This window comes from Citrobacter sp. Cf132 (assembly GCF_030333885.1).
Lineage (GTDB): Bacteria > Pseudomonadota > Gammaproteobacteria > Enterobacterales > Enterobacteriaceae > Citrobacter > Citrobacter freundii.
This window is the reverse complement of sequence record NZ_JAOWFA010000070.1, coordinates 160,016-176,516: the sequence shown is the minus strand read 5'-3', so window position 1 is coordinate 176,516 and position 16,501 is coordinate 160,016. Positions and strand designations below refer to the sequence as shown.

General features: G+C 52.1%; 20 protein-coding genes and 1 pseudogene. 6 read left to right on the top strand and 15 right to left on the bottom strand.

The genetic code is table 11. The features are described from left to right. Positions 1-37 precede the first annotated feature (37 nt). The 5 genes from tnpC to OGV85_RS20595 form a co-directional block, all read right to left on the bottom strand. Positions 38-1,576 (bottom strand): IS66 family transposase, encoded by a 1,539-nt coding sequence (gene tnpC, locus OGV85_RS20615; RefSeq protein ID WP_003843773.1) that lies wholly within the window; start codon positions 1,574-1,576, stop codon positions 38-40. Positions 1,577-1,625: 49 nt separating this feature from the next. Then, complete coding sequence (gene tnpB, locus OGV85_RS20610; RefSeq protein ID WP_003843771.1) at positions 1,626-1,973, bottom strand: IS66 family insertion sequence element accessory protein TnpB; 348 nt, start codon at positions 1,971-1,973, stop codon at positions 1,626-1,628. Further along, positions 1,970-2,350, bottom strand: a complete 381-nt coding sequence (tnpA, locus tag OGV85_RS20605) for an IS66-like element accessory protein TnpA (RefSeq protein WP_032939119.1) — start codon at positions 2,348-2,350, stop codon at positions 1,970-1,972. Before tnpA ends, tnpB begins: the two co-directional genes overlap by 4 nt. 452 nt (positions 2,351-2,802) lie before the next feature. Further along, positions 2,803-3,897 (bottom strand): hypothetical protein, encoded by a 1,095-nt coding sequence (locus tag OGV85_RS20600; RefSeq protein WP_058691030.1) that lies wholly within the window; start codon positions 3,895-3,897, stop codon positions 2,803-2,805. Positions 3,898-3,998: 101 nt separating this feature from the next. Further along, positions 3,999-4,205 (bottom strand): helix-turn-helix transcriptional regulator, encoded by a 207-nt coding sequence (locus OGV85_RS20595; RefSeq protein WP_058691031.1) that lies wholly within the window; start codon positions 4,203-4,205, stop codon positions 3,999-4,001. A 206-nt stretch (positions 4,206-4,411) separates the two neighbouring features. On the opposite strand from OGV85_RS20595, the gene OGV85_RS20590 reads away from it, so the two are divergent. Then, the gene (locus OGV85_RS20590) at positions 4,412-4,927 is read left to right on the top strand and encodes a hypothetical protein (RefSeq protein WP_058691032.1); all 516 of its coding nucleotides are present in this window, start codon (positions 4,412-4,414) and stop codon (positions 4,925-4,927) included. A gap of 299 nt (positions 4,928-5,226) precedes the next feature. Here the strand turns inward: OGV85_RS20590 and OGV85_RS20585 are convergent, their stop codons facing one another. The 7 genes and pseudogenes from OGV85_RS20585 to OGV85_RS20555 all read right to left on the bottom strand — a co-directional run bounded on the left by OGV85_RS20585 (position 5,227) and on the right by OGV85_RS20555 (position 9,149). Next, complete coding sequence (locus tag OGV85_RS20585; RefSeq protein ID WP_080454204.1) at positions 5,227-6,174, bottom strand: tyrosine-type recombinase/integrase; 948 nt, start codon at positions 6,172-6,174, stop codon at positions 5,227-5,229. A gap of 94 nt (positions 6,175-6,268) precedes the next feature. Then, positions 6,269-6,478: a DUF905 family protein gene (locus OGV85_RS20580; protein ID WP_250104754.1), complete on the bottom strand. Its 210-nt coding sequence runs from the start codon at positions 6,476-6,478 to the stop codon at positions 6,269-6,271. A 45-nt stretch (positions 6,479-6,523) separates the two neighbouring features. Further along, positions 6,524-6,886 (bottom strand): annotated as a pseudogene (locus OGV85_RS20575) (TA system toxin CbtA family protein); the annotation flags it as partial. 143 nt (positions 6,887-7,029) lie between these two features. After that, the gene (locus OGV85_RS20570; protein WP_058691034.1) at positions 7,030-7,461 is read right to left on the bottom strand and encodes a DUF2787 family protein; all 432 of its coding nucleotides are present in this window, start codon (positions 7,459-7,461) and stop codon (positions 7,030-7,032) included. Positions 7,462-7,548: 87 nt separating this feature from the next. Continuing rightward, on the bottom strand, positions 7,549-8,037 hold the full coding sequence (locus OGV85_RS20565; protein WP_058691035.1) for a JAB domain-containing protein: 489 nt from the start codon (positions 8,035-8,037) through the stop codon (positions 7,549-7,551). A gap of 22 nt (positions 8,038-8,059) precedes the next feature. After that, positions 8,060-8,602, bottom strand: a complete 543-nt coding sequence (locus OGV85_RS20560; RefSeq protein WP_058691036.1) for a hypothetical protein — start codon at positions 8,600-8,602, stop codon at positions 8,060-8,062. Between the two features lie 166 nt (positions 8,603-8,768). Further along, complete coding sequence (locus tag OGV85_RS20555; protein ID WP_058691037.1) at positions 8,769-9,149, bottom strand: hypothetical protein; 381 nt, start codon at positions 9,147-9,149, stop codon at positions 8,769-8,771. A 121-nt stretch (positions 9,150-9,270) separates the two neighbouring features. Here OGV85_RS20555 and OGV85_RS20550 point away from each other — a divergent pair, with 121 nt between their 5' ends. The 4 genes from OGV85_RS20550 to OGV85_RS20535 are packed head-to-tail and all read left to right on the top strand — an operon-like array spanning position 9,271 to position 10,977. Further along, a complete protein-coding gene (locus OGV85_RS20550) occupies positions 9,271-9,540 on the top strand; it encodes a helix-turn-helix domain-containing protein (protein ID WP_071886589.1) in 270 nt (89 codons plus the stop codon). Between the two features lie 12 nt (positions 9,541-9,552). Then, positions 9,553-10,080 carry a hypothetical protein gene (locus OGV85_RS20545; protein WP_058691038.1) on the top strand — a complete coding sequence of 176 codons (528 nt, stop codon included), beginning with the start codon at positions 9,553-9,555 and terminating at the stop codon, positions 10,078-10,080. Positions 10,081-10,132: 52 nt separating this feature from the next. Then, complete coding sequence (locus OGV85_RS20540; protein WP_058691039.1) at positions 10,133-10,651, top strand: hypothetical protein; 519 nt, start codon at positions 10,133-10,135, stop codon at positions 10,649-10,651. Further along, positions 10,648-10,977 (top strand): hypothetical protein, encoded by a 330-nt coding sequence (locus OGV85_RS20535; protein WP_215412817.1) that lies wholly within the window; start codon positions 10,648-10,650, stop codon positions 10,975-10,977. Before OGV85_RS20540 ends, OGV85_RS20535 begins: the two co-directional genes overlap by 4 nt. A gap of 246 nt (positions 10,978-11,223) precedes the next feature. On the opposite strand, the gene OGV85_RS20530 is transcribed toward OGV85_RS20535, so the two are convergent. Beyond that, entirely contained in the window at positions 11,224-12,108 is an 885-nt protein-coding gene (locus OGV85_RS20530; protein ID WP_286553917.1) for a hypothetical protein, read from the bottom strand. Positions 12,109-12,178: 70 nt separating this feature from the next. Then, positions 12,179-13,459, bottom strand: a complete 1,281-nt coding sequence (locus OGV85_RS20525; RefSeq protein ID WP_058690196.1) for a tyrosine-type recombinase/integrase — start codon at positions 13,457-13,459, stop codon at positions 12,179-12,181. A 217-nt stretch (positions 13,460-13,676) separates the two neighbouring features. On the opposite strand from OGV85_RS20525, the gene mutS reads away from it, so the two are divergent. Continuing rightward, entirely contained in the window at positions 13,677-16,238 is a 2,562-nt protein-coding gene (gene mutS, locus OGV85_RS20520; RefSeq protein ID WP_286553914.1) for a DNA mismatch repair protein MutS, read from the top strand. A gap of 109 nt (positions 16,239-16,347) precedes the next feature. On the opposite strand, the gene OGV85_RS20515 is transcribed toward mutS, so the two are convergent. Continuing rightward, positions 16,348-16,500, bottom strand: a complete 153-nt coding sequence (locus tag OGV85_RS20515) for a Hok/Gef family protein (RefSeq protein WP_003034202.1) — start codon at positions 16,498-16,500, stop codon at positions 16,348-16,350. Between the last annotated feature and the right edge of the window lies 1 nt (position 16,501).

Genomic DNA, 16,501 nt, shown 5'->3' with positions numbered 1-16,501 from the left:
GTAAGCGTACAGCGAGAACCGTATTGACGGGAACGGGTTATTCAGTTGGCAGGGTTATTCGCCAGGGTAACAGTTCGCTGACCTGATTGACCGGCCAGTCAGCTATGACGTTGAGCACATGACAGAGATACCTCTCTGGCTCCACGCCGTTCAGTTTGCACGTCCCGATCAGGCTGTACAGCAGTGCTCCGCGCTCACCACCGTGGTCAGAGCCGAAGAACAAGAAGTTTTTGCGGCCCAGGCTGACCGTCCGCAGCGCATTTTCAGCGATATTGTTATCGGCTTCAGCCCAGCCATCGTCTGCATAGTACGTCAGTGCTGGCCACTGGTTCAGTGCGTACGCGAACGCCTTCGCCAGCTCTGAGTGTCGCGACAGCGTTTTCATCTTTTCACGCAGCCAGCTTTCCAGGGATTTCAGTCGCGGTTTAGCTTTCTGCTGACGCTCACCAAGACGCTGCTCTGCCGGCATTCCCCGTATTTCAGCCTCGATAGCATACAGTTCGCCTATCCGTTTCAGGGCTTCCTCCGTCAGCACTGATGGAGTACGAACGTGCACATCATGGATCTTGCGGCGGGCGTGAGCCCAGCAGGCTGCTTCAGTTATCTGTCCATTGCGGTACAGCTCGTTGAACCCGGCGTACGCATCCGCCTGCAGAACACCGCTGAAGCCCGCAAGATGGCTCTGCGGATGGATGCCTTTTCTGTCCGGGCTGTAAGCGAACCACACGGCCGGCGCCAGCGCTGACCCGGCGTTGCGGTCGTCGCGAACGTACGTCCACAACCGCCCGGTCTTCGTCTTTTTATTACCTGGTAACAGTACCGGGACGGGCGTGTCATCGGCGTGGAGTTTGCCACCCATCAGGACATAGTCCTGAAGCGCCTCTTCCAGCGGCGACAGTAGCCGGCAGCATGCATCCACCCAGCCCGACAGCAGTGAGCGACTCAGTTCCACGCCCTGGCGGCCGTATATTTCAGACTGGCGGTACAGTGGTGTGTGCTCTGCATACTTTGAGGTCAGCACGCGGGCCAGCAACCCCGGGCCGGCGATACCCCGCTCAATGGGCCGTGAAGGCGCCGCTGCCTGCACGATCGCATCGCACTGAGTACAGGCATGTTTTTCACGTACTGTCCGGATAACCCGGAAGGCGCTGCGCATCAGCTCCAGCTGTTCGGCGGCATCTTCACCCAGGTAACTCAGCGAACCACCGCACTCCGGGCAACAGGATTCTGCCGGAAGCATACGCTTTTCATCACGCGGGAGTGATTCGGGGAACGGTCTGCGGGTGCGGGTCTGACGCAGCGAGCGCTGCACTTCCGGGTCATCCACACGACCGGTCAGCGTATCGCTTTCTTTCTGAAGCACCTTCAGGTCAGCTTCCATCTGTGCGATACGACGGGATACTTTTTCGGAACGGCTGCCGAAGTTCATCCGGCGGAGTTTATCCAGCTGCGCCTGCAGGTGGTCTATTTCGCGCTCACGGTCGGCCAGCTTTTCCAGCAGGGCGCGGTTCAGCGCTTCCTGTTCGGCAAGCCGCTGTTTCAGCAGAAGGATTTCGTCAGAAGAGGTGTCGTTCATAAGCCCGTATTTTACCAGGCTTATTCAGCAACAACCAGGATAAAGAGGCCTACAACATGGTCAGAGATGTCAGCAACCGTTTAGGTTGTCGCCAGTCGATGCCTTCCATCAGCATCGCCAGCTGGGCCGGGGTCAGGAACACTTTGCCATCACGGGCAGAGGGCCAGGCGAAGCGACCACGCTCCAGCCGTTTGGTCAGCAGGCACAGCCCGTCGCCGGTGGACCACAGCAGTTTGACCTGGTTGCCGCTGCGACCCCGGAAGATGAAGACGTGGCCGGACATCGGATCGTCTTTCAGCGCCGTCTGTACTTTTGCGGCAAGACCGTTGAAGCCATTTCTCATATCAGTGGTACCGGCAACCAGCCAGATTTTGGTACCTGTTGGTAACGGGATCATCGCTTCAGCTCCTGTATCAGCAGAGCCAGGAACTTTTCGCTGACAGTGCCGTTGAGGCGGAGCGTCCCGTGCCGGAACGTTATCTCACAGCTGATACTGAGGGCTTCCGGGCTCTCAGTGGGCGGCTCTGGCTGTACGTCAGCGGCATCGAGAGTCACAGGAAGTAGCTGCGGGTTCTCTGAAGAAGGTAATAGCAGCTTTCCCTCGCGCCATTGTTGGCGCCATTTGAACAGCAGATTGGCGTTAATGCCATTTTCAAGCGCCAGTTTTGAGATGGATGTTCCTGGTTCGCAGGAGGCAGCAACGAGTTGTTGCTTAAACTCAGGAGAATAATTAGGGCAGCCTTTTCGCCTGCCGGGAGTCACATTTTTCTGCATATCTGACACTTTGGTTCCCACTACTTATTTGGTGGACACCACTTTGTCGGATGCTTCGGATTATGACCAGACGGTTCACGCTGTACGCTTACCTTTCATTTCACTGTGCTCCGTTTTATGAACATGCTGCCTGTTTACAGGCTGTACATTTGCACAGTGAATTACGGTTGCGCAGAGTGATGTGACTCAGGCTGGCTGCATTTTTTGGGGGGCTATCTCAGGATCTGAATTTTCCTCAAAACAATGCCTTGTGACTTGTCGCAATCTCATTGAGGGTTCCAGAGGGGGAACAGACTGGTACTGGTATGTACTGTATACACCATACTATAGCCACACCCCCTGTTCAGCTGTGATGAGGCGTGCCTCACAGAACATATCAGGGGGAGCCATTTTTTTGGTCGCCACAGACGAGGGTGGCATCACACCCCCTCTAATATGCTTCTGGCTTATCTTCAGCGGCTCCCTCGCCACTTCACGCGATTACGGTAAATCCAGTACTGAGGCTGCGCGAGAAGCCCGAGTTTTGCGAGAATGACCGGTAACTGGTCCCAGATAGCCGCAGAATCAAACAATGCCGCCCGGTAATTAGCCATGACCTTGTCCACGCGTTTCCTGGCAGCCTTTGGGGTTGCACTGACTCTGTGGCCATTCAGACTCCTCGCGGGCTCAAACGTGGCCCGTGCACGTGGTACTGACATCAACGCCAGCCGCTGCGCAAAATCCGGATCCAGCCGACGATCCTGGAGTACCTCCCGACGCCAGAACATCAGCCTGCTGACCAGACAGGTCATACTCGTCATCTGACTTAGCTTCAATTGCTGGCGCCCCGGCTGCAGGCGGAGTTCCAGACGTAAAAAACGCTCGAATTGCGCCTCCTCCAGCGTAATCTTTGGAGATGCATAGCGCTCCTCCACGCTCAACGACGGAGAATGGACCTTGGCGTAGACAGAGGCTACCAGCGTGGCAGAGCCCAGACGCAACCCTTCCTGTTCACCATGCAAATCGTAAAACTCACCATCATGAACCTTTGCCAGACCAATCAGGTAGTCATGAAGTTTCATTCCCTTTACATCCAGTGCGTAGTGAATGGACGTCACCCATGCCTGGCGCAAGCCCCTGTACAGGTACTTCCCCAGACGTCCCTTACGCCCAAGCCAGATGAACAGTCCTGTGATCTGCTCTGCTGAATAGTGCTGAGGACTCATTTCCATACGCACTGAGCCCCGCACCGTATTCGTCGGCGCAAAGTAAATGACCAGCATCAGCGGATGATGACTGGATTTACTCTTGAGACGGATCTCCACCACGGATCGATAGAGGCCAGAACACTCCCCTTTACCGGCAGGGCGGCACCGCACGATATAGTTCCCTCCCGCTCTCAGCCCAGCCAGACGCCCACTCAGCACTGCATTCTCGCTATCATCAGACAAATCCATTACCCAGGCGAGTTTATCAATTCGCCCATAGCACCTATTGCCGTCAGTATTTCGCCCCAGGTATACAGACCCGGAGAGATTGTCCACACGCTCACGATTAACTGTAATCATCGCCAGTTCCCTTAGCCTCACGGCAATTCATGTCAGTAGCTATCCGTAGAGGTGCTACTGACTATGGTGAATGAACCCCTGTACGAGGGGCTATATGAGGCTTACAGACGAGCTGCTTCAGCCAGCTCAACATTGGGCAGCCCACTGATATGCGCGTGGATATCCTCCATACGCCATGCCACCCGACGGGCACCGATGCGTACAGGCTCCGGAAAGAGCCCCGCCTTGATCTGGCGATATAACGTTGCGCGTGATACTGGGTACATCCCGAGCACAGTCTTGATATCGAGCAGCCTGCAGTTATTCATATTTTTAACTCCATCTATCCACCCCCAGTGGGCGGCCAGCCCTCCCTTTACAAAGTTGATTTCGGCCGATTATTCATGGCGATCGCCGGTCAAAGTGTTCGCGGCCCACTTTTGGACGGTCATTCTTTGGAGTAGAATGACCGTCATTGATTTATGACGGTCCAAAAAGATCTCTGATAGTGGCAATCCGAAATGAGGTATGAGTTATGGGAAAAAACGAAGAAAATATGGCTAAGGCGGAGCCCAGGACGCCTAAGCAGAAAAGCCGCAAAGGGCTGGAGGAGAAATATGGAAAGCGGTTTGAAATCAACCTGCATGAAGACAGCCAGGAGCGTTTACTGGAGATCGCTAACTGGCTTGACGACGACGATTATTCAATGCTGAAGAAAGGAAGAGGAAAAGTATATCGCCAGGCGCTGGATAACATGATCAACATGGTCTACATCGACTACTTATATGAACCTGTATCGAAAGAAGCGAAACTGCTGAAAGAACTCTATCTGAAATTTCATGAGTTGAAGGAAAAGTGTGAACTGAAGGATATCATGCTCAAATTTTGTAAAAAATATCCATCGCCAGTGGATATAGAGAAGAAAAAAACAGCAGTAACGGGCAAAACATGGAGCAAGGAAACGACTGAAAAAATAAATGATTTTCGCTGGGTAATCCAAACAATGGAAAAGCTGGATGGCACAGAGCGGGCAGACAGTCCTTCGGCGTAGTTGCCTGCAAATTCAGCTAAATGAATTCAGAGTTTAGTTTCATGGTTTCCCGACGCTACATGCATACAGACAACTACTTTAATCGCTCTGAGAAATACTCAGCTACCAAGTTATACTCTCCGCGCCGCGAAGTACGATAGTGTCATTCAGCAGGGGTGGTGAGTTGGTCGTACTTTCCCGGCCTCCCCATAGCACTGAGCCCGCCCTGGACGTGCCTTTGGGGCATCAAAAATATCTCCGGGACCCTCTGGTGAATTTAATCAGCAGGTGACGAAGGCCATCCCCCACCCCATGAAGATTTACCAGCAACAGAAAGCCCTGGAGGCTCTGTCCTGCGTACCCCGGCCCCTGTAGTCATATCGGGTGGTTGTGGCGATATCGGCATGCCCCGCAAGCTGGCGTACCACGTTGAGGTCGGTTCCCTGCTCCAGCAACTGTGTGATGAACGTTCGTCTGAGGTCGTGCGGGGTGAAATAGTCCACGCCAGCGGCTTCGCGTAGCTGTGCCAACAGCCCCGTCAATCCAGTCGTGGTAAGCCTGTGTGGCCCTGGCCGGTCTGCCCGGCTGATACGACTGAACAACGGCCCTTCATGGTCTCCACGGCACTTCAGCCAACGGCGCAGCTGCGTGCATACCTTCGCGGCAAGGTGAATTTCACGACTTTTGCGCCCTTTTCCCTCCCTGACCCAGACAATCCCTGCGGCAACGTCAATATCCTCCGCATTCAGGGCAACCAGCTCACCCGCTCGCAGCCCGGCACCACACAGAAGCAACAAAATGGCCCGTTCGCGCTGACAGCGCACAGTGGAGAACGTCGCTGCCGCCGCCAGCATTGACCGGATTTCATGGCGGGCCAGCGCACGCCCCAGCCTACAACCGTCACCACTGACCCGCCTGACGTTGCGTATGCGCGCAAGCGTGTCAGCATCCATCAGACCCATACTGAACGCGCTAAAGGCAACCGATTTCAGCGCCGACAGTGCCATGTTGACAGTCGCGACAGCATAGCCAGCATCCAGCATGTGCGCACGGATCTGCATCATCCCCGTGTAGTTCAGCATCTGCCAGGGGTAGCTGTCGGTATCCGAGCCCGGAAGCAGGATACCGGCACAGCGCCGAAGCTGGCTTTGCATCCCCTTGCGCCCGGCGCGCGTCAGACCTGCCAGCCAAAGCTGTGCCGGGTTGATGGTGGGGACGTTTTGTTGGCGCACAGTTTCCGCACGCCTGCCCTTGCGGTTCGAGGTCATAACATCATCCTCAATACTTAAAAATGGAGTATCCCGGCCATGCAGACCGGGGAAGCAGTCAATTCATCTGGGGATGCCATTCAGCCCTGTGTGGTCATTTTTTCACACCATAACGTTGCAGATAGTGGTTAAGCCCCTGCCCGGCTCCGGACTCAAAGTTCCAGGCCCGCCAGATAAGCTGACCTTCAGCATCGCGTATTGCCAGACGGAAATGGGTATGCTGGTCATCCTCAATAGCCACACAGTCATACACCGCCATAATGGACACCGCGTCCTGTCGGGTGAATGTGTCCGATGGTAGCAATGGTAACGGCGCGGAGGGCCCGGCGGTTACTGCACTGTCCGGGGCGGGCCTGCGCCCCTGCGTGATGTGGCTCACGAACTGATATGCTCCCCGCTTCAGGAGCCCGGTGGCTTTTCGCGCCCGGAGAACATCAATAGCAGTAATCAATGAGGAGCCAGGGTGAAGGCCCACACTGTCCCGATCTGTACGTACCAGATCATACTTCTCAACGACGGTATTCAGGGCTTCCATCATGGTAACACCAGCGTCAATATGCGCCTGAATGGTGCCTTCCTCACCAAACGGCGTATCGTTGAGGGCAAGCCCATAGTGCTGTGCCAGCAGGTGAGTCAGCAGGGTACGCCAGACATCAGCAGGCGACAGGCAGCACGATGTCTCCCGAGCCAGTGAGACAGGTTGTTTTTTCATGACAGTATTCTCGTGGGTAATGTGAATGGTATTGAAAAGAGGGCGCGAACATGAACGGCAACCCGAGCCGCGCTTATGGAAACCCGCCCGCCAGAAGGGAGAACGGATGTTTACCGGTGCGCCCGGCAGCTCAGGTCAGTAGTTCAGCTTTCCCACAGCACTCGGGTGATGTAGACCCCACTGGCGTGATAGCTCAGGAAGTTGCGCTCCCACAGGGTGTAGAGCGCCCGCGCCTCAGACGGGGACAAATCCCCTGTACGGCAGTGCCAGACGTAGCCCTGCGACCAACTGATATCGATGATTTTCTCAAGCTCGGGGTAAGCGTTGCCGACATAGCCAAAATCGGTGGCGTAGTCCAGGCACCATTCATCCCCCTGGTGAACCAGCCGAATTTCCACCGGGTGATAGCCGCCCCGCTCCGCGCTGTAGTTCGGGTCCCGGAAATTGAGCGTAACGGCGGTAATGCGATGTTTACTAGCGGTTTTTTCGCCTGCTTCTACCATCAGCATGTCGAACAGCTGCAGACTGACAGGCAGCACAAAGCCTGCCGGCTGAATAACGGCATTGATGTTCATGGTTAAAACCTCAGTATTTACAGTTTAAAAATGAAGGGATAAGGCGAACGTGGATTACCGTGGTTAATGTGTATTAAACCAGGTCACTCAGAGCAGGCCGTGTTCTGCAAAGGAGTAAGCATCGTCACCACCCACAATAAGGTGGTCCACGACGCGGATATCAAGGAGTGAAAGCGCATCGGTAATTTTTTGGGTAATGAGTTTATCGGCCTGGCTCGGCTCAGGCTCACCGCTTGGGTGGTTATGGACCAGTATCACTGCGGCTGCATGATGCGTCAGCGCCAGAGCGACAATTTCGCGGGGGTAAACCATGGTCTGGTTCAGCGTCCCGGTGAACAGGATGTGGTAGCCCAGAAGATGGTGCTGCTGCGAGAGCAGTATCATTCCGAAGCTCTCCCGGGTGTCCTCTGCCAGCTTCAGCACCAGCCACTGGTGAACATCATTAGAGGACGTAATTTTTCGGCGATTGCGAAACCGGCGGGAGAGCAGCGTATGGGCAAAGCGGATAATATCCTCGCGGGACACCGGCCCGGTGGTCCGGTAAAAACCGCTCTGGTCGCAGGCGGTAAAAGTCATGGTCAGTCTCCTTCTGCAGGGGTCAGAACTCACGTTCGACGAAATAGATGGCGTCCGGCAGCAGCGTGTGGCGCTTCAGCTCCGGCTGTACGGAGAACGTATCCCTGCGCTGGCTGCGTATTCCCAAGCTGTCAAACAGGAACAGCCGGGTAGCATCGGTACGGACTACCACAGACCAGTGCCAGGATGTGCCCAGAATCACCACGCGCTGCGCCTGGTTCTCCGGCAACGCCAGCCAGTCGCTGATGTCGCTGAGTATCTGTCGGCTGCGCAGGGAGCGGTAACGGAAGGGGGTATGAAAATTCAGGGGATAATGCCGGGCGTAATGCCCTTTCAGGAGAACATCACCAATCAGGTGGTCCATTTGTTCCTCGTCCAGACCGAGCGTCAGGAGATCAAATAAATCCCATCGTCGCTTATAGCTGCTAAGCAGGCGGTACATTAATTTTTCTCGCCGTACTCTGCCGTCATAAAGGTAACTGAGGGTGTTAATCAAGCTGTAGATGCCACATAAGTAGTCATGCTGGCCCTGACGGGACGCATGAACGTCTCGGGGAAGTGTCATTGTTGCTATTCCAGGAAAAGTGATGGCTGTGAACAAGCCAGGATGGGTTAATACAGTGGCTGAGTACGCAATGACTGCCACTGTATTAATTATAGCAAAATCAAACTGTTAAAGCAAATGATTCCTATTATCACTTATCCAGCGCAACCAGAGTATCTATCACTTGTTACTGGTTAACGTCTCCTTTAGTCAGGTCCCTCGCAACCTGAGCCAGAGCCTGCTGCAAAAGTTTATCCCTGGAGGCCGGTTTCATTGTGCGAAACAGCTGTATCCAGAGGTTGAGCTGCTCGTCTGCTGAGGTATCTGTCGCATCCCGCTCACTTTTCAGTGCCATCCCTGCCGCGCTGATATGGTACAGAAACCCCTTCCCACTGGTGCGTTTGCGGCGGATTTCCGGGTGCAGAGCAGTGAGCTTTTCCAGACGTAGTCGCGCCCCTTTCGCTGTGCCCGGCATCCCTTCCATTCCGGCAAACTGCTCTGCTGTAAGCCACTCCCCACTCTCCGTCATTCCGGTAACGCAGGGGTCAGTCATCTGTTCACTGCCCATAAAAATTTCACCTCTTATCAAAGCGTTAGTTAAATGAGCGCAAATAACCACAAAAGGAACTTGATAACTTCCCTTTGTTCGCTTTTAATATCTCCAGTACTAACAACCCGGAGTGAATACATTGAGTAACTCAACAGATTCGCAAAAAAAGCGAAGTAAGGGAAGTGCTGTTAACTGGCACCGGGCTGATATTGTCGCCGCCCTGCACAAGCGGGGACTTTCCCTGTCTGCTCTCTCCCGGCATCACGGGCTGGCCTCAAGGACACTGAGTAACGCTTTTGAGCGCCACTATCCACGGGCAGAAAAGATTATTGCTGAGGCACTGGATACCACGCCCGAAACTATCTGGCCTGAGCGCTACGCAGGCAGGTCTGTCAAAAAGGAAAGCTGAAGGGAGCATAGAGTGGCGACCACTATTACTGAAGTAACGGAATGCTTTGAGTACCTTTTTAGTTCCCTTTACCGGAAAGCATTTGTCAAAACCCTGCGCCTTAACGAATGCAATGAGCGGGAGCTATTACCGCTGGTGCGTTGCTACCTACTGGGCTGGTTTGCTGACAGCCTCTCACCTGAGGTTAGGGGAAAACTACCGGGCAGTTTGTCCGGACATGGCTACATTGATTTCGTCATTGACGATGTGGCTGTAGAGTTCGCCGTCCGTAAGCCGGGAGCTGCCCGTTCTGCGCTGTCAGCCTCCGTCAACAGCACGGAGGTGAAGAAACTGATGAAGTATGACGGCAAAGCCCTGCTTGTACTGTTCGATTTTTCTGACACACCCTATACCGAAGAACAAATTGAGTCCTTCAGGAGCTGGCCTTCTCTGGGCCGGGGCAACCATCGCAAATCCGCGTTCAATGTCGCGTATTTCTTTGTGGAAAAACGCAGCCCGTTGACACATGGAAAAATCACCAGAAATATCCGCATCCGTTAACTGTAACGCGCATGACGGATGATGAAACGTCAATGAAAGGAGACTACCTAAAATGAGGAAAACCGCTGCTATGTTGCTTCTGGCATTTTCAGGTTGTGCCGGGGCAAAAACACTCCCCGCAGAAAATTTGCAGGGGCTGTATGAGGCTTATGCCACCCTGAATACCTGCCACCAGTATGGTTACACTGGCGATGAGGCTTTAACCGCACTGGATAAACTTATCCGCAGCAATCGCTATCAGGATAATACCGGCAACATCATGATATTAACGAAGGACAATATTAACTATTACCATTCCCTTCAGGACCGCTTTATTCTTGAGCAGCAATTCAAAAGCGAAGGAATAAACCAGAGCGGTATCCGGCTCCAGATAAAAACCCTCTGCGATCAGATGAACTCCGCTGTTGGTGAGAAGATGGGTGTGATAACCCGAGTTATTTCACCAGATGACCTTCCCGCCAGCGCGAAACCTGTTGTTGATAAACCGGCCACTAACAGTGCCCCGGCAATTCCGGAAGACCGACCGATGACATGGGACAATAGCCCGGTTCAGGGCATTCAGGTTCAATGAAGGGTAACACAATAAAGAAGCATATTATTACCGCACTGCTCATCACAACGACATCCGCCCCGGCGCTGGCTGCTTACCCGGCAAGCCAGCCTGCTCAGGCCGCAGAAGTAATGGTCAGAATGTGCCAGCAGCAACACACCGGCATGGATAAGAACAAGGCTATCAGTAAAGTCTACGACACCGTGAGCGATTGGCCCATAGCCTCAACAACAGAGGTTGCTGCGGCGATGGACGAGGGGTGGAGTTTCGCAGTACAGAATCCGGGCATGAAGTGCGAAAAGATTTATCCCATGATGATTGATATGCTGGCCGGGAAAAAGAACTGAGTGGCCCTGTCTGGCATCAGTTAGCGAACCCCGTATCAGTCGAAATTTTATCTGTCGATGTGCTCTTCTACAGGGCACAAATATCTCAGTTCGTCCGTTATGAGCTAGGAGCTAACGTTTGATCGTCCCCCCTAGCTAAATATCTATTTAGTTATGAGTGAGCTAAGGAAATAACCTTAGCACTGCTTGGATCCAAGTATATAATCTAAAAAAACACACTTTTGATCTATCAACTTTTAACTCACACTAAAAATCAGGAAGTAGCGGATAGCTTAACTTCTCGGCTAAAAATATGACTTCACCTACATCTTCTGTGTTAGTTGATGGAGGAATTACATGAGCTATTTCATTAACATGAAGTAATATAACATCACGCAACCAAACAGGTATCATCGCCATTATCACCACCCCTGCACTAACATTTTCATAACGTGATATATACTTATTAATATGCCTACTTGCATCTTGCTTAAAACGTTCCATCACTATCCTGGCACAAATGCGAGCTTCCATTTCATTATCTATTTCAAATTTAGGAATATCTTTCAATACATATGGTAAAACATCGATAGCAATAAATCCCCGAATCATAAAATGGGGAAGTTTCGTACTCTTAAACTTTCTCTCTAATTGCTTTCCACCTTTAATGAAATTAGATTCGAACCCTCTTATTGATGTTGTGCGTTTACATTCAACGAAAATAGCACGACCAAATCCATATGCGACAACATCAGTTCCTTGGTCAAAATCAATAATAAAGCCAGCATTTTTTAGCCGGGCAGCCATAAGTAATTCGTAGAGAAAATTCCTTGGCTCACTGGGTTCTTTAATACCAACATGATCAACTCCAGAAACAACCTTACTTAAACGCTCAATAAATCCGGGGCTTCTTTCATGTTCAAACGCTTTTTTAACGCTGACTATTTCTATAATTTCTGCATACGACTTGGTTAATAAATCAAATTTGTCTCTTCCATCAGATGAGGTGGGATCTTTCGACTCAAAAAAAGCATCAATATAAGAGATATATCTGCTATATCTTGATGTAGTTGAATTCAAGCCGTAAGAAGCTAACCAATGATTGACATCAGGGACTTGGGAAAGAATTGATTCTCCAGAAAAAATATCCATATTATCCTTATAAAATAAAAATTAAGCACAACTTTGATGTAACAAAATGATTGGACATCTAATTGGCAAATTACGTTAAAGTATCTAAATAATCCGCCCACACCTGCAACCACTTCCTACACTCAGCATCATACTTATACAGATTATAAATCCCTTCAACACCGCCTCGTGTATGCCCCAATACGGCCTCAGCCACCTCATTTGGACACTGCAAACGAGATAAGCCCGTTCGTACTGTACGACGCAGATCATGCGGCGTCCAATGAGGTATATCAAGCATTTGACCGCTTTCACGTAAACGCCATGAGTTTTCAGTTAGATACTTCTGCTGGATTGGCTTTTTAGTGGCTTGTGAAGGGAATAGATATTTGTCAGAGGTAAGGCGTAGAACCTTGAGAAAGTCGATCGCTTGATCCGATAACTGAACGTAACGCTCTACTCCAGTCTTGGTTTCTCTAAGATGAATGGTGCCTTTTTCAAGATCAACATCCTTCCATGCCATATTGCAGACTTCACCGGTACGACACCCGGTCCAGAGAGTCAGACGTAACACGTTTTTGATCGTTGGCGTGTAAGCCGAACCCGGTAGCCATTTAAGGAATTTTGCAAGCTCGTCCTCACTCAGTACTCGTGTTCCACGTCCATTTGTGAGCTTGATTCTGGTCTGTCGTAAGCTAGATTTTGCTAACAGCGCTGGATTCGCAAAACTGTCATCAAAGCGCCCAAGTCCAATTGCAAATTCATATGCGAGTGAAAGTTCTCTCAGTACATTCCCTGCCTGTACGGTTGCGCCCCGAGCTACAATGCCATTGATTAAATTAATAACATCCTGGCGCGTTATCTCAGCAGCATTCCGGGTTCCTAAACTTTTAACAGCGTCACCATAGAGAGTACGACGAACCTCAGCCTGTCCTTTCGGTTTTCTGGCACCGGGAATGACCTTCCCGTCCTTCGTTTTACGATCCTCAATACGTTCAGTAAGATACAGTTCAACTAATCCCTGTACGGTCAATTCAGGGATCTTAGCCTGTTCAGCTTCAATCGCACGCTGGAGCTTATCTTGCTTAAGCTCTGACGCAGGGCACCGACCTTCCTGCCGGAGGAGCTTTAATTCATGAAGTTTAAGACGTGCAGCGGCGAGAGAAGTCTGCGGGAAGTTACCAATTTTAACCTGAGCAAGTTTGCCAGTCAGAGGACTTGTGTAACGGTAGAAAAAAGACTTAACACCAGTTGCACCACAGGAGACACGTAAGCCACGATTTTCGCCTACATCAGCCTTATCTTTATCGCCTGGCTTCATCATTTCTACCCCTTTAAACGAAAGTGGCTTTCCCTCTTGTTTTCCTGCCATAAAGACTCCGTTATCATGCACCTTATGCAGTCATGAACATAAATATAGGTTGTGCTGTATGTGCCCATATTTTACCAAGCTATAGGTTGGCAAGCTACACTTTAACCTACATTTAAATGTAGGATTTCATGATATTCGATGAGACAACGTGAAACATAATGATAACCATAAAAACCACTAACTCATTAAAAATTAAGAGAATGGACATCACAAGCCGATGAGTATAATAGAAAATTTAGACTCGCACACCCCCATGATGCAGCAGTATCTCAAGCTGAAGGCTCAGCATCCGGAAATACTGCTTTTTTACCGCATGGGCGACTTTTACGAACTGTTTTATGACGATGCGAAACGCGCATCTCAGCTACTTGATATCTCCCTGACGAAACGCGGTGCATCTGCTGGCGAGCCAATCCCGATGGCGGGCATTCCTCACCATGCGGTCGAGAACTACCTCGCCAAGCTGGTTAATCAGGGTGAATCTGTCGCTATTTGTGAGCAGATTGGCGATCCGGCAACCAGTAAAGGTCCGGTTGAGCGCAAAGTGATACGCATTGTAACGCCTGGCACCATCAGTGATGAAGCGCTGTTGCAAGAACGCCAGGACAACCTGCTGGCTGCCATCTGGCAAGACAGTAAAGGCTACGGCTACGCCACGCTGGATATCAGCTCCGGGCGTTTTCGCGTCAGCGAACCGGCCGACCGCGAGACCATGGCCGCAGAATTGCAGCGCACCAATCCCGCTGAACTGCTGTATGCCGAAGATTTCGCTGAAACCTCACTGATTGAGGGGCGTCGCGGATTACGTCGTCGTCCACTATGGGAATTTGAAATCGATACTGCTCGCCAGCAGCTAAACTTGCAGTTTGGCACGCGGGATCTGATTGGTTTTGGCGTGGAAAACGCCCCGCGCGGATTATGTGCTGCTGGCTGTCTGCTGCAATACGTAAAAGATACCCAGCGTACCTCGCTGCCGCATATTCGTTCCATCACCATGGAACGTCAACAGGACAGCATCATTATGGATGCCGCCACGCGCCGCAATCTGGAAATTACCCAGAACCTGGCGGGCGGCGTTGAAAACACACTGGCTTCAGTACTCGACTGCACCGTGACGCCGATGGGCAGCCGTATGCTCAAGCGCTGGCTGCATATGCCGATCCGTGACACCAAAGTCCTCATCGAGCGCCAACAAACCATCGGCGCGCTGCAGGATGCCACCAGCGAATTGCAACCCGTGCTGCGTCAGGTCGGCGATCTGGAACGTATCCTGGCGCGTTTGGCCCTGCGTACTGCGCGTCCGCGCGATCTGGCCCGTATGCGTCATGCCTTCCAGCAATTACCGGAACTGCGCGCGCACCTGGAAAGTGTAGACAGTGCCCCCGTGCAGATGCTGCGCGAGAAAATGGGTGAGTTTGCAGAGCTGCGTGAACTGCTGGAACGCGCCGTTGTGGAAGCTCCGCCAGTGCTGGTTCGCGACGGTGGCGTCATCGCCCCGGGCTATAACGAAGAACTGGACGAGTGGCGAGCGCTGGCCGATGGCGCAACTGACTATCTGGACAGACTGGAAATCCGTGAGCGCGAGCGCACCGGTCTGGATACGCTGAAGGTTGGGTTTAACGCCGTTCATGGCTACTACATTCAGATCAGTCGCGGGCAGAGCCATCTGGCGCCGATTAACTATGTGCGTCGCCAGACGCTAAAAAACGCCGAACGCTACATTATTCCGGAACTGAAAGAGTATGAAGACAAAGTTCTGACGTCAAAAGGTAAAGCACTGGCGCTGGAAAAACAGCTGTACGATGAGCTGTTCGACATGCTGTTGCCGCATCTGGCTGATTTGCAACAGAGCGCCAGCGCGCTGGCAGAGCTGGACGTACTGGTCAACCTTGCAGAACGCGCTTATACCCTGAATTACACCTGCCCGAACTTCACCGATAAACCCGGCATTCGTATTACTGAGGGACGTCATCCGGTGGTTGAACAGGTGCTAACCGAGCCGTTTATCGCCAACCCGCTTAACCTCTCGCCTCAGCGACGGATGCTGATCATCACCGGTCCGAATATGGGGGGTAAAAGTACCTATATGCGCCAGACCGCGTTGATTGCGCTGTTGGCCTACATCGGCAGCTACGTTCCGGCGCAGAAAGTGGAAATAGGCCCGATCGATCGGATCTTTACCCGCGTGGGCGCGGCGGATGATCTGGCATCCGGTCGTTCTACCTTTATGGTAGAAATGACCGAAACCGCCAACATTCTGCATAACGCCACCGAGAACAGCCTGGTACTGATGGATGAGATTGGACGCGGCACCTCCACCTACGACGGCCTGTCGCTGGCATGGGCGTGCGCGGAAAATCTGGCCAATAAAATCAAAGCATTAACGTTGTTTGCCACCCACTACTTCGAACTGACTCAGTTACCGGAAAAAATGGAGGGCGTCGCGAATGTGCATCTGGATGCGTTAGAGCACGGCGATACCATCGCCTTCATGCACAGCGTACAGGATGGTGCGGCGAGCAAGAGCTATGGTCTGGCAGTAGCTGCCCTGGCAGGCGTGCCGAAAGAGGTTATTAAACGCGCGAGGCAAAAACTGCGCGAACTGGAAAGCATTGCGCCAAACGTTGCCGCGACCCAGGTCGATGGTACACAGATGTCGCTGCTTTCAGTGCCTGAAGAAACCTCGCCCGCCGTTGAAGCGCTGGAAAACCTCGACCCGGATTCACTAACGCCTCGCCAGGCGCTGGAATGGATCTACCGGTTGAAGAGTCTGGTGTAGTATGAAAGTGCCCGATGGCGCTTTGCTTATCGGGCCTACGGCAACGCGAGAATGGGTGCAAGAGGACGAAACCGGACCATCAGGACGCGGGGTTTCCCCCGCGTTGTTGCTACTTCTTCGGTTCGTAAGCGAGAACAGCTTTAAACTCCATACCACGTTCTTTAATACTTAACTCGCACAACGAATCTCGCACCATTAACGTGAATCCCAGCGCCGTGAAACACAGCACTACAATTGCCACAAGGGCATATTTTGTCAGCATG